The organism is Neobacillus sp. NPDC093127 (assembly GCF_044754175.1).
Taxonomy (GTDB): Bacteria; Bacillota; Bacilli; order Bacillales; family Cytobacillaceae; genus Neobacillus.
On the sequence record NZ_JBIVOP010000010.1, the window covers coordinates 98,078 to 122,970 of the forward strand.

The 24,893-nt window shown below is 39.9% G+C and carries 26 protein-coding genes; 21 read left to right on the forward strand and 5 right to left on the reverse strand.

Translation table 11 applies throughout. The features are described 5' to 3' along the window. Positions 1–116: 116 nt before the first annotated feature. Positions 117–845 (forward strand): DUF981 family protein, encoded by a 729-nt coding sequence (locus ACIQCO_RS15140; RefSeq protein ID WP_400429965.1) that lies wholly within the window; start codon positions 117–119, stop codon positions 843–845. 215 nt (positions 846–1,060) lie between these two features. On the opposite strand, the gene ACIQCO_RS15145 is transcribed toward ACIQCO_RS15140, so the two are convergent. After that, complete coding sequence (locus tag ACIQCO_RS15145) at positions 1,061–1,813, reverse strand: AAA family ATPase (protein ID WP_400429967.1); 753 nt, start codon at positions 1,811–1,813, stop codon at positions 1,061–1,063. 139 nt (positions 1,814–1,952) lie between these two features. On the opposite strand from ACIQCO_RS15145, the gene ACIQCO_RS15150 reads away from it, so the two are divergent. From ACIQCO_RS15150 to ACIQCO_RS15160, 3 genes are all read left to right on the forward strand, one after another. Further along, complete coding sequence (locus ACIQCO_RS15150; RefSeq protein ID WP_400429968.1) at positions 1,953–2,381, forward strand: DUF2935 domain-containing protein; 429 nt, start codon at positions 1,953–1,955, stop codon at positions 2,379–2,381. Between the two features lie 150 nt (positions 2,382–2,531). Beyond that, a complete protein-coding gene (locus ACIQCO_RS15155; protein ID WP_066090949.1) occupies positions 2,532–2,954 on the forward strand; it encodes an SRPBCC family protein in 423 nt (140 codons plus the stop codon). Continuing rightward, the gene (locus tag ACIQCO_RS15160; protein WP_400429970.1) at positions 2,955–3,287 is read left to right on the forward strand and encodes an ArsR/SmtB family transcription factor; all 333 of its coding nucleotides are present in this window, start codon (positions 2,955–2,957) and stop codon (positions 3,285–3,287) included. Positions 3,288–3,483: 196 nt separating this feature from the next. On the opposite strand, the gene ACIQCO_RS15165 is transcribed toward ACIQCO_RS15160, so the two are convergent. Beyond that, positions 3,484–4,839, reverse strand: a complete 1,356-nt coding sequence (locus ACIQCO_RS15165) for an amino acid permease (protein WP_400429971.1) — start codon at positions 4,837–4,839, stop codon at positions 3,484–3,486. Positions 4,840–5,025: 186 nt separating this feature from the next. Further along, positions 5,026–5,247: a DeoR family transcriptional regulator gene (locus tag ACIQCO_RS15170; protein WP_400429973.1), complete on the reverse strand. Its 222-nt coding sequence runs from the start codon at positions 5,245–5,247 to the stop codon at positions 5,026–5,028. A gap of 452 nt (positions 5,248–5,699) precedes the next feature. Here ACIQCO_RS15170 and pepV point away from each other — a divergent pair, with 452 nt between their 5' ends. The 6 genes from pepV (at position 5,700) to ACIQCO_RS15200 (ending at position 12,805) form a co-directional block, all read left to right on the forward strand. After that, positions 5,700–7,121 carry a dipeptidase PepV gene (gene pepV / locus ACIQCO_RS15175; protein ID WP_400429975.1) on the forward strand — a complete coding sequence of 474 codons (1,422 nt, stop codon included), beginning with the start codon at positions 5,700–5,702 and terminating at the stop codon, positions 7,119–7,121. A gap of 24 nt (positions 7,122–7,145) precedes the next feature. Further along, positions 7,146–8,003, forward strand: a complete 858-nt coding sequence (gene dat, locus ACIQCO_RS15180) for a D-amino-acid transaminase (protein WP_400429977.1) — start codon at positions 7,146–7,148, stop codon at positions 8,001–8,003. Between the two features lie 104 nt (positions 8,004–8,107). Beyond that, complete coding sequence (thpR, locus tag ACIQCO_RS15185; protein WP_400429979.1) at positions 8,108–8,689, forward strand: RNA 2',3'-cyclic phosphodiesterase; 582 nt, start codon at positions 8,108–8,110, stop codon at positions 8,687–8,689. A 25-nt stretch (positions 8,690–8,714) separates the two neighbouring features. Then, positions 8,715–9,701: a diacylglycerol/lipid kinase family protein gene (locus ACIQCO_RS15190; protein WP_400429981.1), complete on the forward strand. Its 987-nt coding sequence runs from the start codon at positions 8,715–8,717 to the stop codon at positions 9,699–9,701. Beyond that, positions 9,688–11,814, forward strand: coding sequence for a type I pullulanase (pulA, locus tag ACIQCO_RS15195; RefSeq protein WP_400429982.1), 2,127 nt, complete (start codon positions 9,688–9,690; stop codon positions 11,812–11,814). The genes ACIQCO_RS15190 and pulA overlap by 14 nt, the downstream gene beginning before the upstream one ends. 217 nt (positions 11,815–12,031) lie before the next feature. Next, positions 12,032–12,805, forward strand: a complete 774-nt coding sequence (locus ACIQCO_RS15200; protein ID WP_400429983.1) for a phosphotransferase — start codon at positions 12,032–12,034, stop codon at positions 12,803–12,805. Between the two features lie 39 nt (positions 12,806–12,844). Here the strand turns inward: ACIQCO_RS15200 and ACIQCO_RS15205 are convergent, their stop codons facing one another. Further along, positions 12,845–13,123: a YtzH-like family protein gene (locus tag ACIQCO_RS15205; protein WP_066090920.1), complete on the reverse strand. Its 279-nt coding sequence runs from the start codon at positions 13,121–13,123 to the stop codon at positions 12,845–12,847. Between the two features lie 163 nt (positions 13,124–13,286). On the opposite strand from ACIQCO_RS15205, the gene trmB reads away from it, so the two are divergent. Next, positions 13,287–13,928 carry a tRNA (guanosine(46)-N7)-methyltransferase TrmB gene (gene trmB, locus ACIQCO_RS15210; RefSeq protein WP_400429985.1) on the forward strand — a complete coding sequence of 214 codons (642 nt, stop codon included), beginning with the start codon at positions 13,287–13,289 and terminating at the stop codon, positions 13,926–13,928. Between the two features lie 92 nt (positions 13,929–14,020). Beyond that, positions 14,021–14,863, forward strand: a complete 843-nt coding sequence (locus tag ACIQCO_RS15215) for a YtnP family quorum-quenching lactonase (RefSeq protein WP_400429986.1) — start codon at positions 14,021–14,023, stop codon at positions 14,861–14,863. 69 nt (positions 14,864–14,932) lie between these two features. Here the strand turns inward: ACIQCO_RS15215 and ACIQCO_RS15220 are convergent, their stop codons facing one another. Beyond that, complete coding sequence (locus ACIQCO_RS15220) at positions 14,933–15,262, reverse strand: PepSY domain-containing protein (protein WP_400429987.1); 330 nt, start codon at positions 15,260–15,262, stop codon at positions 14,933–14,935. A gap of 179 nt (positions 15,263–15,441) precedes the next feature. Here ACIQCO_RS15220 and ACIQCO_RS15225 point away from each other — a divergent pair, with 179 nt between their 5' ends. The 9 genes from ACIQCO_RS15225 to murC all read left to right on the forward strand — a co-directional run bounded on the left by ACIQCO_RS15225 (position 15,442) and on the right by murC (position 24,865). Then, on the forward strand, positions 15,442–16,515 hold the full coding sequence (locus tag ACIQCO_RS15225; protein ID WP_400429989.1) for a M42 family metallopeptidase: 1,074 nt from the start codon (positions 15,442–15,444) through the stop codon (positions 16,513–16,515). Between the two features lie 63 nt (positions 16,516–16,578). Continuing rightward, positions 16,579–17,100: a DUF84 family protein gene (locus ACIQCO_RS15230; protein WP_400429991.1), complete on the forward strand. Its 522-nt coding sequence runs from the start codon at positions 16,579–16,581 to the stop codon at positions 17,098–17,100. A 135-nt stretch (positions 17,101–17,235) separates the two neighbouring features. Further along, on the forward strand, positions 17,236–17,721 hold the full coding sequence (locus ACIQCO_RS15235; protein WP_400429993.1) for a hypothetical protein: 486 nt from the start codon (positions 17,236–17,238) through the stop codon (positions 17,719–17,721). 121 nt (positions 17,722–17,842) lie between these two features. Then, the gene (locus ACIQCO_RS15240; RefSeq protein ID WP_400429994.1) at positions 17,843–18,382 is read left to right on the forward strand and encodes a sigma-70 family RNA polymerase sigma factor; all 540 of its coding nucleotides are present in this window, start codon (positions 17,843–17,845) and stop codon (positions 18,380–18,382) included. Further along, a complete protein-coding gene (locus ACIQCO_RS15245) occupies positions 18,360–19,355 on the forward strand; it encodes an anti-sigma factor (protein ID WP_400429996.1) in 996 nt (331 codons plus the stop codon). The genes ACIQCO_RS15240 and ACIQCO_RS15245 overlap by 23 nt, the downstream gene beginning before the upstream one ends. 147 nt (positions 19,356–19,502) lie before the next feature. Further along, entirely contained in the window at positions 19,503–19,817 is a 315-nt protein-coding gene (locus ACIQCO_RS15250) for a thioredoxin family protein (RefSeq protein ID WP_400429997.1), read from the forward strand. Between the two features lie 94 nt (positions 19,818–19,911). Next, a complete protein-coding gene (locus ACIQCO_RS15255) occupies positions 19,912–20,700 on the forward strand; it encodes a DUF1444 domain-containing protein (RefSeq protein ID WP_400430116.1) in 789 nt (262 codons plus the stop codon). Positions 20,701–20,857: 157 nt separating this feature from the next. Continuing rightward, entirely contained in the window at positions 20,858–23,320 is a 2,463-nt protein-coding gene (locus tag ACIQCO_RS15260; protein ID WP_400429998.1) for a DNA translocase FtsK, read from the forward strand. Between the two features lie 246 nt (positions 23,321–23,566). Then, complete coding sequence (murC, locus tag ACIQCO_RS15265; RefSeq protein ID WP_400429999.1) at positions 23,567–24,865, forward strand: UDP-N-acetylmuramate--L-alanine ligase; 1,299 nt, start codon at positions 23,567–23,569, stop codon at positions 24,863–24,865. Positions 24,866–24,893: the final 28 nt, after the last annotated feature.

The following is a 24,893-nucleotide window of genomic DNA, read 5'->3' on the forward strand; positions in this document are numbered from 1 at the left end:
AACTAGCAAAAAAAATTTTTAGCAAATGATTACATATCTTTTCAAATAAATGGTTATTATAAAATTTATTATTATATTAGAAAAGTTATTAATGAAACTAGAAGGTGGTATAACTTATGGTTATAGATTGGGCAACAACGGCAGTATATAATACGATTATGGCCGTATCAGTAGGTATTGGATTATTATTAATTGTTAGATTTTTTTCTCACTTACATGCAAGTAAAATTGGGCATTTAGAGGGTTGGGCTATTGGTTTTGCCATTCCAGGGCTCATTTTAACGATAACTGGATTTCACATGTCATTGACTTGGCCTCTATCAAAAATGGGCTTTCCATTTGATGATATTATCTTTGGTGAATCATCCATAGCTTTTGGGGTTCTTTTATTAGGCATAACGGTTCTATTATGGAGAAAAGCAAATTTATATTTAAAACAAGGTATCGATACGAATAATTCAACTGTAGTATCTGAAAATTTAAAGAAAGAATTGCCCTATTTACTAAAGCCATTATCATATTTTGGAGCTGCAATGGGATTTGCTCTTATTGCAATGGGATGTGCTGGTGTTACCTTTCATTTATTTGCCGCACCGCCTCAAGAACCTATTTCCGGATTATTCGCTGATTATCCAATGATTGAAGCAACTTTTATGTCTTTGTTACTTGCTCTTACAGGTGTTGGGGCTATTCTTTTCGCAGTAAACCAAAAAGAAAATCCAAGCCCAAGTTTGGTTAAATTCAATCAATGGGCATGGACTATTACTGGCATTATTTGGACTGCATTCGGTATTATGAATTATTTTACTCATATAGGATTAATCATACACACACTGGGGCACTAAAAATCATGAAAATGAGCAAACATCCTTTACACAAAGGATGTTTGCCTCTCTTATTAGGCTACTTATATAGATAAAAAGTTTTGTCCGATATAGATCACTTTCTATTTCATCTTCTACATAATTCAATATAATCACCTGTATTTTTAATCAAACTTACATTTTTAATGTTTACGACAGGAAACGGAACCCGTTAGGTTCCAATGCGCTCTTTTTGTTCATCCATTTAACAAATGATGAAGCATTCTATTTTTATCAATGAAAAATTGTTTCATGATTTGATAATGATTGGTTTCCTCAAGGCGGCGCTCGTTAATACCGTCCTCAGAGAATTCAAAAATCCTAGCCTCTGGATATGCCATGATGATCGGCGAATGGGTTGCAATGATAAATTGCGAATTCTCCTGAACTAGGTCGTGGATTCTTGTTAACATCGACATTTGCCGTAATGGCGACAGGGCGGCTTCCGGTTCATCCAAAATATAAATTCCATTGCCGCCAAAACGGTGGAGAAACGTGGCAAAAAATGCTTCCCCATGTGACTGCTCATGAAGGGAAACTCCCCCAAAGGAATCAATAACTCGAGGACCGAACCCTTCACGATCCAATTCCTCAATGTTAGAAGCAACATTATAAAAGCTTTCAGCCCTAAGGAAAAAGCCATCCTTAGGTTTTTCGATGCCTTTAATTACTTTGAGATAATCGCCAAGTGGTGAATGCGAATCATAGGTTGAAAAATTAAAATTAAAGGACCCGCCTTCAGGATTAAACCCCAATGCGGTTGCTATCGCTTCTAATAAGGTTGATTTGCCCATCCCATTTTCCCCGATTAGGAAGGTTACATTTGGATGAAAGCGTAGTTCATCTAAGGTTTTCAAGCTGGGGAGGTTAAAGGGATATTTTTTAAAAGATGGGATTTCCCCTCTCTTTAATTTGATGCTTCTCACAAATTGTCCATTAAAAAGCTCCATAAATTACTACCTCATTACGATTTTTAATAATTGTAGCATCTTTCCTTGATTGGCTACAGGATGTTACAGAGATTTAACAGATGAATATTTTTATAGCTTTTCCCATACATTGAAGTGATATGATAATGGGGGGATATCTATGCAATTTTACTATGGTCCGCAAATGCCACTGCGAATTTTAGATGAGGCTGAATTTTGGAAGCATCAAGAAGAGGAACATACAGTAGTAATTAGAGAGCTGGTCTCAGGACTGGAGCCTGAGTTTGTCGATGCCTTGAAAAAGTGGGAACAAGCACTTGGGGAAACGCACCAGCAGGTTGTAAGATTTATTGAATCTGTGATCCGCTCTGGTTCGCAGGTATCGGACCAATTGTATCAACAGGTGCTACAGCTAGTTACTTATTGCTTGCAGGAAAGCGAGTCTTTTATTCAATTATGTGAGCAGATTAAAACACATAGTCAAGCTGTAAGCGGTAATCATACAGCTAAAGTGGTTTTAAATCATATTATTCGCGAATCCGAGTACTTTGTCGGAATTGCACAAGCCTTGCTATCAAGCGGCCAATAAATATATTTTTTGAATGAAATGCTTTGTTTACGGTGACTTTACTTAATGTGGAGTCACCATTTTATTGCTTGACATGAAACCAAAAGGTGTTATATTATTTAAATGCGTAACCAAATGGTTTCGTATTTTATTGAAAGAGGAGCATTCATAATGGAAAATCAAACTCAAACATTACCTGATATTCGATACACACTAGTGTATAATGCACCAATTACGAAAGTCTGGAACGCTGTAGCAACATCAGAAGGATTAGCGGCATGGTTCATGCCAAATGATATGGAACCAGTTGAAGGTCATGAATTTCACCTAAACGCGGGCCAATTTGGAATGTCCCCATGTAAGGTAACGAAAGTCGACCCGCCAAATAGCCTTTCGTTCAATTGGGGCAAGGATTGGACACTAACATTTGAATTAAAAGAGCTCGATGGAAAAACTGAATTTACTCTTATTCATAGCGGTTGGGATGCTGCCAAAGTCACAGAATTTGGTGCTCCACATACTCCAATTCGCGACAACATGAATCAAGGCTGGGCTGGACTTGTGCAAAAATTGCAAGGATATGTTGAGGCATAAATGGCTGGAACACCCGCCAAGCATGATGTCTTTCAAGCCATTGCTGATCCAACAAGGCGAAAGCTGTTGAAACTTCTTAGCAATGAAGAAATGCCCGTAACCGCTATTAGCGGACACTTCCCGATAAGCCGGACTGCGGTGTCCAAGCATTTGCGTGTATTAGCAGATGCGGGACTAGTTAAGGAGCGGAAAGTCGGCCGGGAAACAAGGTATAAGCTTGAGCCGGAACCATTGTACGAATTAAAAGATTGGCTTCAATTTTTTGAATTATATTGGGAAAATAAACTTGGCGCGCTAAAACGTTTAGTGGAGTCAGATGAGCAAGATCTCTAAATATAAGGAAAGTTACCTAAGCCAGGCTAATCGCCTGGCTTTTTTGCTTACTTAGGTTGGTGGCCAGAACCGTTGGCAGGTGGACTTTAATTATTTTGCTTTAATTGACGTTGCCATTAAACCTGCCTATCTAGTAGAACAAACTAATATTCATGGTTAGAGGAAAGAAAAAGCCAGCAAATTTGCTGGCTTTTAATTAAGCAGTAAAATCAGTAACGCTAGTTTTTCTTATAAAAAAGGAAACGAAGATTAAAAAACCAATGGTTACAACGCTAACCGATGAACCGATAATATTATTTGAATTTAACAAAAATCCGATAAAGATAACGCTCAAAGACAGTATAGCAAAAATGGTCGTATATGGGAACCATTTTACTTTAAAAGCAGGTTGATTATTGTAAAGCGGTCGCAGTTTTAACTGTGCAGCACAAATACTAATCCAAATGAACATGACCGTAAAACCTGGAATTGTCATGAGATAGCCGATAACCTCACTTGGAGTCAGATAGGCTAAGTAAAGACCGGCTAAAATACAGATACTCGTAATGATAATCCCTGTTAATGGAATTCCCTTACTAGATACTTTGGCTAACCCCTTCGGTGCAACACCGCTTTGTGCCATCGAAAACAATGTTCTCGATGTGGCATATATTCCAGAATTTGCGGCCGAAAGCACCGCTGTCAACAAGACGAAGTTCATAATATGGGCTGCGCCTGGCAACCCGGTGCTGCTGAAAACCTGTACAAACGGACTGTCTGCGCCTGTGACCTTGTCCCAGGGCATGATGCCGCAAATGATGAGAATTGGTAAAATATAAAAAATAATGACGCGCCAAACGGCCCCTTTAATTATTGTTGGCAATACGCGCTCCGCATCTTTTGTTTCTGTTACAGCTACCCCGATTAATTCTGCTCCGCCATAGGAAAACATGACAACTAAAAAGGCGCTGAACGTTCCAGCGATTCCGTGCGGGAAGAAGCCGCCATGTGCTGTGTAGTTCGAAAATGGATCGTGTACCGTACTAGGAATCATACCAAAAAGAAGCAAACAGCCTAAAATGATAAAAGCAATTAAAGCAATTATTTTAATCCCGGCAAACCAAAATTCCATTTCCCCGTAATATTTTACTTGAAATAAATTAATGCCGACTATGACAATCGCGCAGAGAAAGCTAAGAAGCCATAACGGGATTGAAGGAAACCAGAATTGCAGGAAGCTTCCCGCTGCTAATAGTTCAACGACGGTGACGATAATCCAGTTAATCCAGTAAAGCCATCCAACGAGAAAGGAAAACTGGAAGCCAAATGCTTTGTTTACCAGATGCTGTACATTTAAATTTGGAAAGGCTAAGGCCATTTCCCCTAAGGCGGCCATAATAATAAATAGCAAAAGCCCGCCAATTAAATAAGCAACAACGACACTTGGTCCGGCAATATTTAACGTGTCAGAGCTCCCTTTAAAAATCCCTGTTCCAATCATGCCTGCTAAAGCGATGAACTGAACATGCCGCGGCAATAACCCTTTTTTTAATCCCTGATGATTATTCTCCATGATGAACCAACTTTCTATTCTGCTTAGACGCTTTTAAGCGTTAAAGTATTTTTATATTAATATAGCATAATTTTTATGACTGTCAATTAGAATTGAAGCTTCCCCGGCTCTTTTTTTAAATACAAAATAGCACGCGATTGGCTCGCGTGCTATTTTTATGCTTATTTTCAGATTTTGTAATAGGTTTTAAGATGACAACTTCACTTTCTTTTGGGTTGTTGTCCATTTTCCGCGGCTTGGGCTTATGACCAAGTCATTGTAAGCTAAGACATTTAAATCCCGTTGTATGGTGCGAGGAGTGATACCAAATTCCTCTACAAGTTCCTGTGTTGTGACAGTGCCGTTATTGCGGATAAACATGTAGATACATTTGATGCGGTTTAACATCCGGTTAGTTGAAGGTTTCACAAAACCACTCCCTATCCTTTTTTCAAACCCATGGCAATACCCTGTTACCGACAGCCTGTTTGAAGTATACACTTCAAGAATATGTAGTTTCTTTTCCGCGCAGCCATCTCCTTTTTGTTGGATGGAATGAAGTGAGTACTTTATTGTCTACCTCTAACCATATTGTACCCACAATTTTCAAAAATTTCTACCACAATAGTAAGAAATTAAAATAAACTTAACAATCTTATACAAAATAGGTGGATTCATCCCCTTTTTTTATTATTCTCATACTATAAGTTATGGTGTTGAATGTTTGTTTTATGATAAATTGTTTGAATTTTTAGTAAAAAGATTTCTATTATGTTTGCATAATCGCAATTTTATAAAGAAGTTCAAGAAAAATTGCTAGCTATTTGCACTAATGATATTGTTTAATATGGATAAATATCTTGTATAGGGGGTTAATAAAATTGACACAGATTAATTGGACAAGTGAAGTGGAAAAACGAAAAGAGGCCCTTATTAAGGACACACAGGATTTATTACATATTAAAAGTCTTTTGGATGATGAAAATGCGGAAGCTGATGCACCGCTGGGGAAAGGTGTAAAAAAGGCACTGGATTTTATGCTTCAGCTCGGTGAAAAGGATGGGTTTACCCAGAAAAACGTCGGAAACTTAGCGGGGCATCTTGAGTTTGGTGAAGGAAAGGAGCTGCTCGGTATCCTATGCCATGTGGACGTCGTTCCAGAAGGAGATGGCTGGACAAGTGATCCATTTGGTGCGGAAATACGCGATGGGAAAATTTTTGCCCGCGGCGCGTTGGATGACAAAGGGCCGACAATGGCAGCGTATTATGCAATGAAAATTGTTAAAGAGCTTGGTCTGCCGCTTAAGAAGCGTGTTCGGATGATTATTGGCACCGACGAAGAAAGCAATTGGCGCTGTGTCGATCATTATTTTAAGCACGAAGAAATGCCATCGTTAGGATTTGCCCCAGATGCTGATTTCCCAATCATTAATGCAGAAAAAGGAATTGCTGATTTTGATATGGTTCAGAAGGCGTCATTGGAGGATTTCGCTGAGACAAATATAGAAGTCGAGAGCTTTGTTTCCGGAAAACGCTACAATATGGTCCCTGACCATGCCAAAGCTGTCATTTTGTTTAAGAGAAATCAAAATGTTGTAGTCGAACAATTTATCACCCACATGAAGCAATATGAGCTGGAATATAGTTACCAAGCTGAAAATGGAAAATTAATTTTAGAAGTAATAGGCGTTTCAGCACATGGAATGGAGCCGAGAAATGGGAAGAATGCCGGTTTGTTTTTAGCTGAATTTCTATCTAAACTCAGTTTGGATGCAAAGTCAGCCCACTATTTCCAATTCGTAACCCGCTATTTCTTTAACGATTCAAGAGGTGTCAACCTTGGAGTGGCTTATTCTGATGATATTTCCGGAGAATTAACGATCAACCCTGGAAAACTGGCTTATTCTAAGGATTCTGGCGGCAGAATCGGGATGACTTGCAGATATCCTGTAACAAACAAAATGGAAGATACGAAGGAGAAGTTGGATGAGCTTTTACTCGATGAAGGATTTGCGATTGAAAACTTTTCTGATTCAAAACCGCATCACGTCGATGAAAAAGAATTCCTTATTCAAACCTTGAAAAAGGTATATGAAGAGCAAACAGGTGAAAAGGCAGAGTTGATTGCGATTGGCGGCGGTACATACGCCCGTTCGCTGAAAGCGGGAGTGGCCTTTGGTCCGTTATTTCCTGGAAGACCAGATATCGCCCATCAAAAAGATGAATATATGTTTATTGAGGATTTACTAAGAGCTACGGCCATTTACGCACAAGCTATTTATGAATTGGCCAAAACAGAATAAATAATTCAAAGGGGAAATGGGAGCATGGGATTTGCAATTTTAAATGGAAAGATTATTGATCGTTCAGAAGCGAAAGTGGATGTCGAGGACCGCGGCTACCAATTTGGCGACGGGGTTTATGAAGTCATCCGTGTTTATAACGGAAAAATGTTTACCGCCGCGGAACATTTGGAGCGTTTTGTTAAGAGTTCGGACAGTATCGGGATTTCTCTCCCATACAAAACTGAGGAATTGTCGGCTTTACTAGAAGAGCTTATTGAGAAAAACAACCTCGAGCTTGGGATTATCTACATGCAGCTAACAAGAGGAGTGTCTCCTCGCAATCATGCTTTTCCAATTGCGAAGGTCGCACCTGCCCTAACAGCCTATACGAAGGAATTCGAAAGACCTGTTGAAAGCATGAAAACGGGTGTGAAGACGATACTGACAGAGGATATCCGCTGGCTCCGCTGTGATATTAAGAGCTTAAATTTGCTGGGCAATTTATTAGCAAAACAAAAAGCAGCGGAAGCAGGCTGTTTTGAGGCCATCCTGCATCGCGACGAAAATGTTACCGAAGGAAGCTCGTCGAATATCTACATCGTCAAAAATGGTGTGGTTATCACGCATGAATCCAATAATCTTATTTTAAAAGGGATCACTAAAGATGTGATTCTCGAATTGTGCTTGGCAAATAATATCCCTGTAGAAGAGCGGACCTTCACGCTTGAAGAGCTGGCAAGTGCGGAAGAAGTGTTCCTTTCGAGCACAACTTCAGAGGTCATGCCAATTGTGGGAATAGACAATAAAAAAGTAATCGAAGGTCAACCAGGCCCAGTAACAAAAACACTACAAAAACTATTTCAACAAGAAATCGAAAATCAGTGCGGCAAACTGAACTAATACTGGTGTCAGGCACCATGTGAAAAATTCACATAGTGCCTGACACCCTTTTTACATTAAGATGGATACAATTTGGAGAAAATAGACTAAAATTAAGAAAAGGAATGGTAAACGATATGGAGCAGCGAAACCACATTTTCTTTGCTGTAAAACTTCCGGAAGAAACGAAATTGATTATGAAGAATCATCTGAATCAATTAAAAGAAAAGATCCCTTTTAGCCGCTGGGTTGAGTTTCAGGACCTCCATATTACATTGGCCTTTCTTGGCGCAGCACCTCCTGAAAAACGTGCAGCCGCAGAAAGAAACGTCAATGAGGCCATAAAGGAGGCAGCAGCACTGTCATTGAAAATTAACAAGCTTGGTTTTTTCGGGATGGAGAATGCCCCGCGTGTACTTTGGGCAGATACCGAGGAAAGTATGGAGCTGAAGAATATCAGGGATAAAGTGTTTTCTGCCTGCGAGAAGGCGGGATTTCAACTGGAAACAAGACCCTTCCGTCCTCATATTACCCTTGCCCGAAAGTGGAACGGGACCGCCGCTTTTCAACAGGAATTGCTGGAAGTCTGGCATGAACTTCAGCCTGAACCCCTTCAATTTCAAACAAATGAGGTCGTATTATACCAAACACATCTTCACCAAACACCAAAATATGAAGTAATTAAACGGTTCGAATTACAAGCTTAGAATTATTAAGATAAAGGTTGGTTTTATGAAGGACATCTACTTTATTATTAATCCAAAAGCGAGAAACGGTCATTGTTTAAAAATTTGGGGAAAGATTGAAGCGCATCTAAAGACGGAACAGATTCCCTATCTTGCCTTTTTCACCGAATATCCCGGTCACGCTAAAAAACTCGCCAATCATATTGCTGAAAACAAGAATGACAACGAAAAAATCATTATTGCAGTTGGCGGTGATGGCACGATACATGAGGTCATGAATGGGGTAATCAAGCATAAGAATATAACACTTGGATTCATTCCCGGCGGGTCTGGGAACGATTTTTCAAGGGGATTTCAGATTCCGTCAAACCCGCTAGAAGCCTTAGATGTGCTATTAAGGCTTATGAAGCAGGAACCAGCGTTCATTGATGCCGGAAAAATGACGCTCGAAGATCAATCGGAACATTATTTTATTAACAATATGGGTGCTGGGTTTGATGCGATTATTTCCTACGAAGTGAATCAATCTCAGATAAAGGGATGGTTAAACAAGCTTTCGCTCGGCCGCTTAGTTTATGTTTATTTTCTCCTAAAAAAGCTATTTACTTATCAAACTGCCACAATTGATTTATCAATTGATGGGCAAAAGCATATATTTGAAAAGACATGGTTTGTGACTGTCTCCAATCAACCTTACTATGGAGGCGGGATGAAGATTGCCCCGGAGGCTGAGCCGGATGATGGCCAGCTAGATATTACCGTTGTCCACCAGTTAGCGAGATGGAAGCTCTTACTTGTATTCATCAGTGTTTTTTGGGGAAAGCACATCCATTTTAAAGAAGTAAAAACATTTAAAGGAAGAGTAGTTTCTATCCAATCGGCAACATCATTGTATGTTCATGGAGACGGGGAGCATATTGGCTATACCCCCTTAAACATAGAGATTCAGGTAAAGGGATTGCAGGTGTTAACGAGAAGGGCTAGGAAAGAAAACCTTGATTTGAAAGAGAGGGAAGCGAATGGTAGCCACTGACAGGAATTTCCTTGCCTATTTGGATGAGTTGACAGTCATTACGATACTGCTTCCACTTTCCTATCATCAAGGGGTGTCAGCCTCGTTTTATCTCACCGATCATTCCGAGAAGAGCCCACTGTCAATCCTTAGCATCAACCAGATTGAAAATAATCAAAAATATACTTGTCAACTTGAGATTGACATTTCATTTGGTAAGCAATATTGGATCATGGACGAACATGGGGGGCAAACAGACCTGCAAATAGGTGCAGTGATTCGAACGGAGTCATTTGATCATCTATTTTATTATGATGGGAATGATCTTGGTGTTACCCATGAAGCCAATCAGACACGATTCAAACTTTGGGCACCGACAGCCACTCAAGTGAAACTCAAATTACTTCCGCCAAACAGTCATTTTTCAGAAATTATCAAGATGAAACGGGAGGACTTAGGAGTATGGTCTGTTGATATCAACCGTGAGCTAGAATCCTTTCAATATCGTTTTCTCGTTCAAGTCAATCAGGAATGGCGAGAGGCTGTTGACCCGTATGCTAAGGCTGTGACGGCTAATGGAGAGCAGGGTGTTATTGTAAAGCTCGAGAAAACCCGCAAAACGAAACACGTGCTGCCGCCCATCGAAAGTCCAGTGGATATGATTATTTATGAAACCCATATCAGAGACTTTACCATTCATGAAAATAGTGGAATTATCAATAAAGGACTTTATCTGGGTGCCGGAGAGTTGAACAGGAAGGGAAAAGACGGCGGGCCAACCGGGTTATCCTATTTAAACGATTTGGGTATTACCCATATTGAATTCCTTCCGTTTAATGATTTTGCCGGTATCGATGAAATGGAACGAAATAAAGCCTACAATTGGGGATATAATCCGCTTCATTTCAATGCTCCAGAAGGCAGCTATGCCACCGACCCCTCAAATCCATATGCCAGAATTATTGAGTTAAAACAATTAATTGACCAAATTCATCAGAGCGGTCTTCGCGTTATTATGGACGTAGTTTATAATCATGTCTACATTCGTGAAACTTCCTCGTTTGAAAGGATAGTCCCTGGCTATTATTTTCGCCATAATGAAATGGGATTGCCTTCTAACGGAACCGGTGTTGGAAATGATATTGCTTCCGAACGGAGAATGGTTCGAAAATATATCGTGGATTCTCTTCGTTATTGGCAGGAGGAATATGATATTGATGGTTTTCGGTTTGATTTAATGGGGATATTGGATGTAGCGACCATATCAAAGGTTTGTGAGAGTTTGCCTAAGGGAACGATTCTTCTGGGCGAGGGCTGGAACTTGAATACGCCCCTTCCTCCAGAACAAAAAGCAATGATAGCCAATCAAGCGAAAATACCTCAAGTAGCCATGTTCAATGACAAATTTCGCGACACGATTAAAGGCAGCACCTTCAATTTGTTTGATAAAGGGTTTGCCTTAGGGAATGAACATCACACTGAAACGGCATTCGAGGTCATCACAGGGAGTATAGGTTTTAAAAAGAAAGAAAACCGGCTCTTTAACGAACCCGTTCAATCAGTAAATTATATTGAATGTCATGATAATCATACACTATGGGATAAGCTTCTCTCTTGCCTGCCAGATGCGGATGACTTGACGCGCATGAAATATCACCGGCTTGCTACAGGTATTGTAATATTGTCTCAAGGAATTCCCTTCCTTCACAGCGGGCAGGAATTTTTCCGGACAAAACAAGGTGATGGGAATAGCTATCGCTCTCCTAACGAGATTAATCAGCTAGATTGGGACCGAAAATCGGAGTTTATAGAAAATGTAAATTATCTTAAAGGATTGATTCAAATTCGGAAATCATTTCCTTGTTTCCGAATGAGAACTGCTGGTGAAATTCGCAGCCAAATCCAGCAATTATCAACAGCTGGACCACTTTTAGGCTACTTATTGCACAAGGATACTCATGAAGTAATCTTGTTGATTAATCCCTCTCCCAAACAGCAATCTCTATTACTTCCTGAGGGAGAATGGTCCATTTTAGCTGATCATGAATATGCGGGAATTTCCCCAAAAGAATCCCTTGTTAGGGAAGAACTCACGGTGGATTCTATCTCGCTAAATGTTTTGCTAAAAAAATAGTTTTCCAAGATGACTTGACGAAAAAAGGCAATTGGAGATAAAATTTAATAAGATGGCTATTGTATGGAATGAGATCAATAGCTTTTTTTTTATTTTTAAAAAGTCAAAGCTGTTGATTTGAATGTGGTAAAATAAAACCTTCGGCAGCATAGCGTTACCTCTGAATAAGATGAGCAGCAATGCTCGTTAGAACGGCATAAATTGAAGGTGAACAATTTTGGAACATATATTAGGACAAGAATGGGAGATAATCCCTGCTGGGGGCGCAACGGGAGAGGCCTTTTATGCAAGCTATAAGGATCAGAGGCTTTTTTTAAAGCGGAATTCTTCTCCCTTCCTTGCGGTTCTTTCAGCAGAGGGAATTGTCCCAAAGCTTGTTTGGACGAAACGATTGGAAAATGGAGATGTTATTTCGGCACAACAATGGCTGGAAGGCCGTGAACTGAAACCTTTTGAGATGAACCATGAGGCTGTGGCCAGGTTATTAAAGAAGATTCACTGTTCAAAGCCGATGCTTGGGATGCTTAGCCGGTTAGAGACATCCCCATTGCTTCCGGAGACTTTTTTTCAAGCGGTGGTAAATGAGTTGGATGAACAAGTGCTTTCATTGATGGAAGTGCAAAAGGCGATGAGCTTTTTAAAGAAAGAAGCTGTCAATGTTTATTGTGAGGAAAAAGTCGTTTGCCACGGTGATGTGAACCATAACAACTGGCTGCTTGCGGAAGACAACCAGTTGTACCTGATTGATTGGGACGGGGCGATGATTGCCGACCCTGCCGTTGACCTGGGATTACTGCTATATTGGTATATTCCTGAAGAAAACTGGCAAGATTGGCTGAACATGTACGGCAAAAGCTTTACCGATCATTTAAGGTTACGAATGAAATGGTATGTTGCCCTGCAAACCTTAACCTCGATTCAATGGTATAAAAGTAAAAATCGCTTGGAAGAAATGAACAAATGGATAAAGTTTTTGGACGATATCCTTTAACTAGTCCAAAGGCCATTGACCAGGGCGCTTGCGCTTTTCTTAGGAAAACTGATCAATATTGCTTACCCATTGTGACAGGTTATCTTGATTAGATAAAATATGCTGATCTAAATCAGCAGTCTCTGCACCGTGCTGGCTGTACTGATAGACCTCCTGTAAAATGGTTTTTACATTTTCATCAACTTGAGTGTTGACCATCAGAGATTTTACCAGCCGTTCCAATTGTTCACATTCTGCTACGGATCCACAACAATCGGCCTGGTGGTTGTTTAAGATATCTTTTAATAACGTTACCTGGTCATCATGACTTAATGGCATGAAAACACGCCCTTTCAACGTGGGAATTTAAAAAAGAATTCACAGTTAGGATGTGAATTCTTTTTTTGTTTATACTTAAACTTATTTTCCAGAAAAAATTACTTGCAGGAGAACAGTTTTTAGTGATATGGTTTGAACGAAAATTTTTTTAGGAGTGTCATAAATGAGACTTAGGAATAAGCCTTGGGCAAAGGATAAAATAGAGCAGCATCCACAATATATTGTCGCAAATCCCGAAATGTACAAAGGAAAATGGTATGAAGTATTTGGCAACGAGCAGCCCCTTCATATTGAAGTCGGAACAGGAAAAGGCCAATTTGTCACCGAAATGGCAAGAGCGAATCCAGACATCAATTATATGGGGATCGAATTGTACGACAGTGTCATCGTTGCGGCATTAGAACGTTTAATTGAAGCCGATTTACCGAATCTCAGGCTGTTAAACGTTAATGCAGTTGATTTAGAGAAATATTTTGCTAAGAATGACGTTGACAGAGTTTATCTGAATTTTTCTGATCCATGGCCAAAGGTCCGTCATGAAAAAAGAAGATTAACGTACAAAGATTTCTTAAAGCTTTATGAGGATATTTTGGTCGATAAAGGTGAAATTCATTTTAAAACCGATAATCAGGGTTTATTTGAATACTCCCTTATGAGCTTTTCCGATTATGGATTATTGTTAAAGTATGTAAGCCTTGATTTTCATAAAAGTGGATATCAAGGAAACATCATGACAGAGTACGAAGAGAAATTCTCCGAAAAAGGGAATCGGATTTATCGCTGTGAAGTTAAATATCAGAATTAATTGGATGGACAGTTCATTACAAGGGCTGTCCTTTTTTGTTTTCTAAATAATCAGCCAATGGTAAAATGGGGAAAAAGAGGAGGTATTGGATGATGGAGACCTTACAGATAGGGAATGTTTCACTGACATGGTTATCAGGAGGGGTAACAAATCTAGACGGCGGTGCGATGTTTGGGGTCGTTCCGAAAGGGCTATGGTCGAAAAAATATCCTTGCAATGAAAAAAATCAAATCGAGTTGCCGACAGATCCAATTTTAATTCAGATGGATGGAAAGAATTTGTTGGTCGAATCCGGACTTGGAAAAGGAAAATTAACTGAAAAGCAATTAAGAAATTTTGGCGTCGCCAGAGAATCTGAGCTTGAATCTTCTTTGGAGAAAGTAGGCTTGAGTGTGGAAGAAATTGACTATGTCCTAATGACTCATTTGCATTTCGATCATGCCGGTGGTCTGACAAAACTTGATGAGGGACAATATGTATCAACCTTCCCAAATGCAAAAATTATTGCCACGCAAGTTGAATGGGACGAAATGCGCAATCCTAATATTCGTTCAAAAAATACATACTGGAAAGAAAACTGGGAAGCAATTGAATCGCAGGTGGTCCCTTTTGAGGAAAAGTGGAACCTAGGGGCCATCACGATGATCCATACCGGCGGGCATAGTGATGGACATTCAATCCTAGTTATTGAAGACGGCGGAGAAATGTCCATCCACATGGCTGATCTGATGGCTACACATGCTCATCAAAATGTTTTATGGGTGATGGCCTACGATGATTACCCAATGGATTCAATCGCGGCAAAGGAAAAATGGCTGCCATACGGATTGGGGGAAAATGCCTGGTTCACCTTTTATCATGATGCCTTTTACCGGGCAGTTAAATGGGGCGCCGACGGAAAACAGATAGTGGAGAGCATTAAGAGGGAAAGATAAGCGATTTTTAAAATTTCCTAGTCACAAAAAATAGCCGTATCTATTATTAAGATACGGCTATTTTGGTAGTTAAGATATGAGTTCATCTGATAAAGAGCGTATGTCCAAAAGAGTTCCTGTTTGGGCATCGGCGATGAATTCAAATTGTTCATTCGAGCCGTTGGTATTTTTCGAAATGCCGCCCTTGTAAACTTTATAGTGAATTTGGTGTTTCTCATACGGCTCTGCTTCCATATGTATCCATGAACCGCTAATTGGTCCATTCTGTTTAAATTGATTCTTAACCTGCTCTAATACCTTTTCGGGTGAAACCTTTAACTTGTTATTTAGGACTTCATGAACAGCATATCCGCCAATGATACCAGCCGCTGCACCCAGGATAAACGACTTCCAGTTCATTTGAAAACCTCCAAATATTAAATTGGAAAAGATTACATTTACCATTCTCCTCTTTAGTATATCGTATTTAAAAGGAAGAAGGTAATATTACTAATATTGAAATGAAATGTTGGTAAGCGGTCAAAAATTTCTGTAAAATAAACAGTATACATAAATTCAAGATTAGAAGGAGTCGCATAATGAACGAACAAACCTTAAAGCTATTTCAAACGTTAACAGAGCTGCCCGGTGCACCCGGAAATGAGCATTTAGTAAGAAATTTCATGAAGGAACAACTAGCTCAATATTCTGATGAAATTATCCAAGATAAATTAGGCAGCATTTTTGGTGTGAAAAAAGGAAATGGAACTGGCCCAACCGTTATGGTTGCTGGACATATGGATGAAGTGGGTTTCATGGTGACTGCCATTACCGATAATGGCATGCTTCGTTTTCAAACACTTGGCGGATGGTGGAGCCAGGTGCTGCTTGCACAGCGTGTTCAAGTGATGACCAAGAATGGTCCGGTTATTGGTGTCGTTGGCTCGATTCCACCACATTTGTTAGACGAATCGAAGAAGAACAAACCGATGGAAATCAAAAATATGCTTATTGATATTGGCGCTGATAATCGCGAAGATGCTGAGCGAATTGGAATCAAGCCTGGTCAGGCGATCCTGCCAATTTGTCCATTTACGCCAATGGCAAATCCGAAGAAAATTTTAGCCAAAGCTTGGGATAACCGATACGGCTGTGGTTTAGCAATTGAGGTGCTTCAGGAATTAAAAGATGAGACATTACCAAATATCCTTTTTTCCGGGGCGACTGTTCAGGAGGAAGTAGGATTACGCGGAGCGCAAACGGCGGCCAATATGATTAATCCTGATATCTTTTTTGCGCTTGACGCAAGCCCGGCCAATGATATGAGTGGAGATAAAAATGAATTTGGTCAATTAGGCAAAGGGACCCTGCTTCGTATTCTTGACAGGTCGATGGTGACCCATCGCGGTATGCGTGAGTTTGTCCTCGATACGGCAGAAACAAACAAAATTCCCTATCAATATTTTGTTTCACAAGGCGGAACAGATGCAGGCCGTGTACATTTATCTAATGAGGGTGTTCCAAGTGCTGTCATCGGTATTTGTTCGCGTTATATTCATACCCATGCTTCAATCGTTCATATTGATGACTACGCTGCCGCAAAAGAACTCGTCGTTAAACTTGTCAAAGCTTGCGACCAGACAACCGTGGATACCATTAAATCAAACAGCTAATATTCGTGGGAAGGGGGGCATTTTTATTTGCCTCCTTTTTAGGTTTAAAAAGGAGATACGTACATGAAAATCATCATCGGCTCAAAAAACCCAGCAAAGATTAATGCAGTAAAAAATAGTTTTTCTCAACAAGAAGCAGAATTTATTTCGCTTGATATTCCATCCGGTGTGAACGCACAGCCATTTTCCGATGAAGAAACAATCCAAGGAGCAATCAATCGAGCTGTAGGTGCGTTAAATCAAGGAAGCGGCCATATTGGGATTGGCCTTGAGGGCGGCGTTCATGAAACAAGCCGCGGTTTGCTTCTGTGCAACTGGGGGGCACTTGCCACACACAACATGGAACCGATTATCGCTGGCGGTGCCAGATTCCTTCTCCCGGAGGAGGTAGCTGCAAGACTTAGAATGGGGGAAGAGCTCGGTCCGGTTATGGATGATTACGCAAAAATGAAAAATGTTAGAAAACATGAAGGAGCGGTTGGGATTTTTACAAATGGCATGATTAACCGCATGGAAATGTTCACGCATGTTACAACACTTCTAGCAGGACAATATACCTATATCCAAAATCAAAAAGGAAGATAATCTTACTTTTTCGACAGCAATAATTGACAAAGGACTTGTCATACGAATATTCCGACGGGTATGATAGGGATAGGACTTTGTTCATATTGCGAGGGGGCGGAAAATCTGAAATTCTTCAAAACCATTACTTTATTCATGGTATCAATCCTGTTATTATCTGCGTGTAACAATGCTTCGTTCAAAGATGAAAGTAAGGCATCGGTAAAAACGGCAGAGGCAACATTCAAGGAACAGGAAAAAAAGCCAAATCAAAAGAGTGGAAAAACTTATTTTTACTTACCTTCTGGTTACAGTATAAAAGATAAATCACCAAATAATATTATTCTACAAAATGGTGCTGACACCTATATTCTGTTCCTTAACCCGCAAGAAGGCAGCTCAAGTGATGTTGTCTATAAAGCAACGGTCGACCAATACAAGAAACTCGATACGAACGAGAAGTTTACAAATGATAATAAACTTGGCTTTTTAACAATAAAGCAGTTGAAGGATAACAGCCTGAACGAATTAACCATCGGTGTCGGCGGGGCAAAAATAACGACGCAAGCCAAAACAAGTAATCTGAATGATGTTGCCAAAGAAATGATGGAAATTGTCAATTCAGTTGAAACCGAGAAATAAAACGGAGGGGATCCCTTCGTTTTTTTGTGGTGTCAATATACTCCTGTATTAAAAAAACAATTAAAATTTGCTGTAACCTTTTTATTATTCATTCGTGGTTTAAGTGAAAGGAGGGGGAGCCTTGGACGAAAAGCGGAATATCAAACTAGAAGATATTTATCGGAAATACGCCGAGGGATTGTATTATTATCTACTCCGTCTAGCAGGCTCTCCCACCTTAGCTGAAGAGCTGGTTCAAGAAACCTTTTATCGTGCGACCATTTCCTTGCCATCGATTAAGCATCAGGAAGTAAAACCTTGGCTGTTTAAAATAGCACGAAATATTTATATTGACGAATGGCGAAAAAGGCAAAGGTGGAAATGGGTTCCGTTTTTTGAAAAGGAAGAAATGATTAGTCCGTACGGCATTCCGGAAGATGAAGCAGTAAAGAAGGAAAATAAAAAAGAGCTTAAGGATTTATTAGCCTTGCTGCCGGAAAATTACCGGACAATTCTTTATTTCCGAGAGTATGAGGACTTTACATATCAAGAAATTCAAGAAGCTATGGAATTATCTGAATCCCAGGTAAAGGTATTACTTTTTCGCGCTAGAAAAAGGTTAAAGGGATTAGCTGAGAATGTGAAAGGGGAAAGCAAACATGACAGAATGGACAAAGGATAAAGAGAAAAAAGTATTATGGAAATACCGTTTTTTGTTAACATTTAGAATCCTTAGAGTCATTGTCATTCTTCTCTGTCTTTACGGGGTATATATGATGCTATTATCGATTGGCTATTCAAAAACAAATCTCTACAGCAAAAATGAATTTCAAATGAATTTGGCGATTGATTGGACACAAGCTGGTAACTATGGAGAATCCGGTCTTCATGGAGAAATCACACCGTTTTTAAGTCAAAAAATCTCATTTCCACTGTACCGGACAATCGGAAAAGAAGAACAACCAATTGGCACAGTTAATTTAACCAAAGGGATTGGACCCTTTTCCACAAAAGAAATAACCTATTTAAATCCGGCAGATGCAAAGCTTTTTCAGTTCTATTTACCAGAAGATCCGCGAACGGGAAAAGCTTTAAGACTTCAAAGCACCCCAGAAGTCTGGAGTTCCTTGAACAAGGTGCATGAAGGGACTGTTGCCAACTTAGCTTTTTCGACAACAACATTTCTTAAGCCTGAAGAGTTGCTTGATCGCTTAAAGGATTATGATGTCGATGTCCTTTGGATGCCCATATACACGGGAGAACTTAAAGAGCTTAAGGATATTGGTTATACTCTAGGAGGAGATAACTATTTATCTGTCGATTCCCTTGGATTATCTAAAGCAAGGCAGAGTGATGATTACCATTCCTATAGTGTAACTGGTATTCGCAAGGAAACAATAAAGGAAAATGAGAACATCATGCTTTCCAATATGAAAATGCTAATTGATAACGAAAGCAGCTCGTATCTTGAAAATGTATTGGGTCTAAGATATTTAAATGAAAGGTACCAGTATTTAAAAAAGAATGGCTTTCATGTATATGGTGCAGTTGTAACGGGTCCGGTAAAGGAATTATTAAAGCTTAAAAACTTGGATATCGTACAGGGAGCAGAACTAGGAAAATTTGAATACTGGAATTGGGTAGAAAAAGAATAATCCTCATAAAGTCAGCTTGATTCTGGGTATGATATTAAGAGGGCTTCTGCAAATACGGTGCATATCGTTGGACTGAAAAGTTGGAAGACTGATATGATTTGAAAAGTAAGCTACTAAAATGGATTAATTCAAACGGAGGCGTTGAATTTGAAAAATTTAGAGTCAATGGAGCAATTTGAACAACTTCGTGACGGATCAAAAACGATCTTTATGTTTTCAGCAAACTGGTGCGGGGATTGCCGCTTTATCGAACCTGTGCTGCCGGAAATAGAAGCTAAATTTACTGAATTTACATTTATTCATGTAGACCGCGATCAATTTATTGATTTATGCCAACAGGTTGACGTCTATGGCATTCCAAGCTTTATCGCTTATGAAAACGGAAAAGAGCTTGGCCGCTTTGTCAGCAAAGACCGAAAAACGCAAGAAGAAATCGAAGGATTCATCTCGGGTTTAAAATAATCTAGCCTAACCCTCTCTCTTCTTTTGAGATGAGGGTTTTTTTAATGTACAATAGAAAAAGCAGCTCCTGGAATTGGAGGATTACAAAGTGAAAATGGATAGCAAAAAAATGAAAAGAGAATTAGAGGCGCGACTGGCTGGGAAAGACAGAGTCATTTCTTACGACCGTGAAAAAGATCAGCTGCGCATTGAAAGTGAATTAGTCGGTAAAGGTATTACCATTTCATTGCCTGGAATCGTTGCTAAATGGCATGTCAATAAAGAAAAGGCCATTGATGAAATCGTTTATTACGTCGAGGAAGGACTCCGAGCAATGGAGGAGCCCATTCAACTGACAGACCACGAACGAAAAATATTCCCTATCATCCGCTCCACTTCGTTCCCGTCAGAAGCGGAAGAGGGAATTCCGTTTTTGAGTGATGAGCATACGGCAGAAACCAAGATTTATTACGCCTATGATATGGGCAAAACTTATCGATTGATTGACATACGAATGATGGAAAAAGAGGGCTGGGAACCTAACAGGATAAAGGAGATTGCCCTTTTTAATGTCAGATCACTGTCAACGCAATTAAAAGAAGATCAAGTGGCTGGGAATACGTTTTATTTTCTCAATACGAATGATGGTTACGATGCCAGCCGGATATTAAATAAAGGTTTCCTCGCTGATTTTGAAAAGAAAATGACGGGGACAATGGTTGTTGCTGTTCCCCATCAAGATGTGCTGATTATTGCCGATATTCAGAACGACCGAGGCTATGATGTTATGGCCCAAATAGCCATGAGTTTTTTTGCAAATGGGCATGTGCCAATTACGGCATTGTCATTCATATATGAAAATGGGGAATTAGAACCGATTTTTATTATGGGAAAAAATAAATAACACATCATTCGAAAAAGGATCACAGAAAAAGTGGTCTTTTTTCCTTACCGCTAATAGCCATTTAGAAGATAATTTGACTCATTCTCAAGAATTATCTCGAAAAAATAATTTTTACTGCTAAAATAGAGTGATAGATAAAGTAGAAAGAGTGATAGTTTTGAGTTGGATTCAAGACTTTTTCCAAAAATTCAAAAGAGATGATGATGAAAAGTACGACGATTATAGCTTACATAATCATAGACCTGAAAACCTCCCGCTTCTTAACCAATATGAAAGTCTGAAGGATTTAGATACGAAAATTTCTTATCAATATCCAAAAGGCAGTGTTCGTCCTACTCCTGCACCACGGGAAAACCGAAAGGCAATCGAAGCACCTTTACGCCAAATAAGAACCAAGAAGCTTCTCGAGGAAAGAAGAAAGATAGAGCAGCAGGAAGTTCAACCAGTAAAAGAGGAAGTGCCTAAAATAAAGTATGAACAATCAGCAAGAAGCCGGGGGCCGTTTCAACCCACGGAAATTCCTTCACCGGTTTTCGGATTCAATAGGCCGAAAAAAACGGACACAGTCGTGGAGCATGAATTGAGCCACTTTATAACTGAGGATTTTGATAATCAGCTAGATGAGCTGGTTCTTAGAAAAGAGCCAGCGCCATTAACTTCCATTCACGAAGAGCCAGCGCCAAGAACTCCAGTTCACGAAGAGCCGGCGCCATTAACTTCCGTTCAGGAAAATCCATTTCCACTAACTCTAGTTCACGAAGGTCCATCTCAACGAACTCCAGTTCAGGAAGTGCCAAATGAACTAGGTGCTGCAGTGGAACTAGAGGTTATTGATACAGCCACTGAAGCTATTGAAATCATTCAGAATCAAAAGACCATCCCACTAGCCGAAGAGTTTGCGGAGGGTCTCAAGGAAGCAATGGAAGAGGCTGCGCCTGGACTTGAACTTGAAATGGAGTCTGAATCTAATCCTGAACAAAAAATTGAAATGAACCCTGAACCCCCGCCTGCACCAAAGCGTTCCCATTTGCCTTTCAATGTCATGATGCTAAAGCAGGATAATCAAAAATGGGAAGAACGAAAACGAAGAAGAGAACGGGAACAGCAGCAAGTTATTTCGACCGAAATCAAACCTGCCGAAATCGTTCAGCAGATTAATCAGCAAGCTCCTGACATAGTGGAGGAAATCCAGCATAAGATGGATGATGAATTATATGCACTTCCGAAATCCAGTTTGTTAAACCCACCTGTTACTGAGGTGAGGGATACCAAATGGCTGTTAGAACAAGAGGAGCTTTTAAACCTTACATTACAAAACTTTAATGTTGGTGCAAGTGTTGTCCATGTGACCCAAGGTCCGTCGGTTACTCGCTTTGAGGTACAACCAGAGCCGGGCGTTAAAGTAAACAAAATTACTAATCTAAGTGATGATATTAAACTAAGCCTTGCAGCAAGAGATATTCGAATCGAAGCTCCAATTCCCGGGAAACATACGATTGGGATTGAGGTTCCGAATCAAAAGTCACGTCCTGTTCTTATCAATGAAATTATTCAGACGAGTGTGTTTGAAGAATCAAGCTCACCGTTAACGGCGGTACTGGGCCTTGATATTGCCGGGAAGCCGATTGTAACTGACCTAAAGAAAATGCCGCACGGCTTAATTGCCGGGGCGACAGGCTCAGGAAAAAGTGTGTGTATTAACACGATATTAGTAAGCTTGTTATTCAAAGCTAAACCTGAAGATTTAAAGCTTTTGCTAATTGATCCAAAAATGGTGGAACTTGCGCCATATAATCGGATTCCCCACCTTGTCAGTCCGGTAATCACGGATGTGAAGGCAGCCACTGCCGCGCTTAAATGGGCTGTCGATGAAATGGAGCGGCGTTACGAGCTATTTGCCCATACTGGTGTTCGCGATATTAACCGGTTTAATGATCTGGCAATGCAACATAAACGCTATTCAGATAAGCTTCCGTTTATTGTCATCGTAATCGATGAGTTAGCCGATTTAATGATGATGTCTCCGGCAGATGTAGAAGAGGCCATCTGCAGGATTGCCCAAAAGGCTAGGGCTTGCGGGATTCATTTAATTGTTGCGACACAGAGACCATCTGTTGATGTGATCACCGGGCTAATAAAGGCGAATATTCCAACTCGGATTGCCTTTTCAGTTTCTTCCCAGGTTGACTCACGGACAATAATCGATATAAGCGGCGCTGAAAAATTGCTTGGCCGCGGCGACATGCTGTTTTTAGAAAATGGTTCTTCAAAGCCTGTCCGTTTGCAAGGAACGTATGTATCAGATGAGGAAATAGATCTTGTCGTTGCCCATGTAAGAGAACAGCGGGAGCCTGAATACTTGTTTGAGCAAGAAGAGTTATTAAAAAAGGCCCAAGTAACAGAAGAGGAAGATGAACTTTTCTACGAGGCTTGTGAATTTATTATTGAGCAAGGCGGTGCCTCCACCTCAAGCCTGCAGCGGCGCTTTAAAATTGGTTATAACCGGGCGGCGAGGTTAATGGATATGCTAGAAACGAATGGATATATAACCGGAGCAAATGGCAGCAAGCCGCGTGATGTCCTAATAACAGAGGCCGATTTAGAAGCGATTCATGACTAGGACTATCTAATTATCTTTTGTATTCTTTGTAGACAGAAACAAAGAATAAATAGTACACTGACCGGAACGGATTTAACTGCAAAGGTTATCAAATAGTTTTTCTTAAGGAACAATGTTATAATAATGAAATGATTTTAAAAAACGTAAGTGAACCTTATTCCATTTTTCAGTAAGGTTATAAATAATGTCAAATACAGACAGATGTCATATACTGTTTACAGTATTACGTTCGTTGGAGGTTCTTCTATGACTATTTACCATTTTGTAGGTATAAAGGGGTCTGGAATGAGTGCACTTGCACAAGTTCTACACGATATGAAATTTCAAGTGCAAGGCTCTGATTATGAAAAACATTTTTTTACTCAGGATGCGCTTGAACAATCAGGGATTACAATCCTTCCCTTTCAAAAGGAAAATATCAAGCCAGGAATGACGATAATTGCCGGGAATGCTTATCCCGATACTCATGAGGAAATTCAAGAGGCGATGAAGCTTGGGCTTCCTATTGTACGTTACCATCGCTTTTTAGGCGATTTTATGCAAAGCTTTATAAGTGTGGCGATTACCGGTGCACATGGAAAAACGTCCACAACTGGACTGCTGGCACATGTAATAGAAGGAGCTAAGCCCACCTCTTATTTAATTGGCGATGGAACAGGTAAGGGCCAAGAAGGTGCAGAATATTTTGTGTTTGAAGCATGCGAATACAGAAGGCACTTCCTATCGTACTTTCCAGACTATGCCATCATGACAAATATTGATTTTGATCACCCTGATTATTTTGCCAACATTGACGATGTTTTTTCGGCTTTTCAAGAAATGGCAATCCAAGTGAAAAAAGGGATATTTGCTTATGGTGATGATGAGCAGCTGCAAAAGATTCAGGCAAAGGTTCCTGTTTTGTTTTACGGATTTGGTGAAGAAAATGACTATCAGGCCAAAAATCTTGTCAAAACAACAAATGGAACGAGCTTTGATGTTTTTATTCGTAATACATTTTTTGATAACTTTTCGATTCCGACCTTTGGCGACCATAGTGTTTTAAATGCACTGGCCGTGATTGGTTTATGTCATTATGAAGAAATAAATGTCGATGTCGTTAAGGAACTTTTAACAACGTTCCAAGGTGTGAAAAGAAGATTTACTGAAAAAAGAATCGGGTCACAAATATTAATTGATGATTATGCCCATCATCCAACCGAAATTAAAGCTACCATTCAGGCGGCTAAACAGAAATATCCTGATCAAAAGATTGTCGCTGTCTTCCAGCCGCATACATTTACGCGCACCCAAGCCTTTTTAGAGGATTTTGCCGAAAGTTTAGGCTTGGCGGATAAAACGTATTTATGTGAAATCTTTGGCTCGGCACGGGAAAATCACGGAAAGCTGACAATTAAGGACTTACAAGATAAAATCGCTGAGTCTGAAATTATAATGGAAGAAAATACTTTCGTCTTAAATGAACATACCAACAGCGTCATTATTTTTATGGGCGCTGGGGACATCCAAAAATTTCAGGAGTCTTACGAAAAACAGCTTTCCTAATGTAAAAGGATGCCGGCATTTTGCCGGC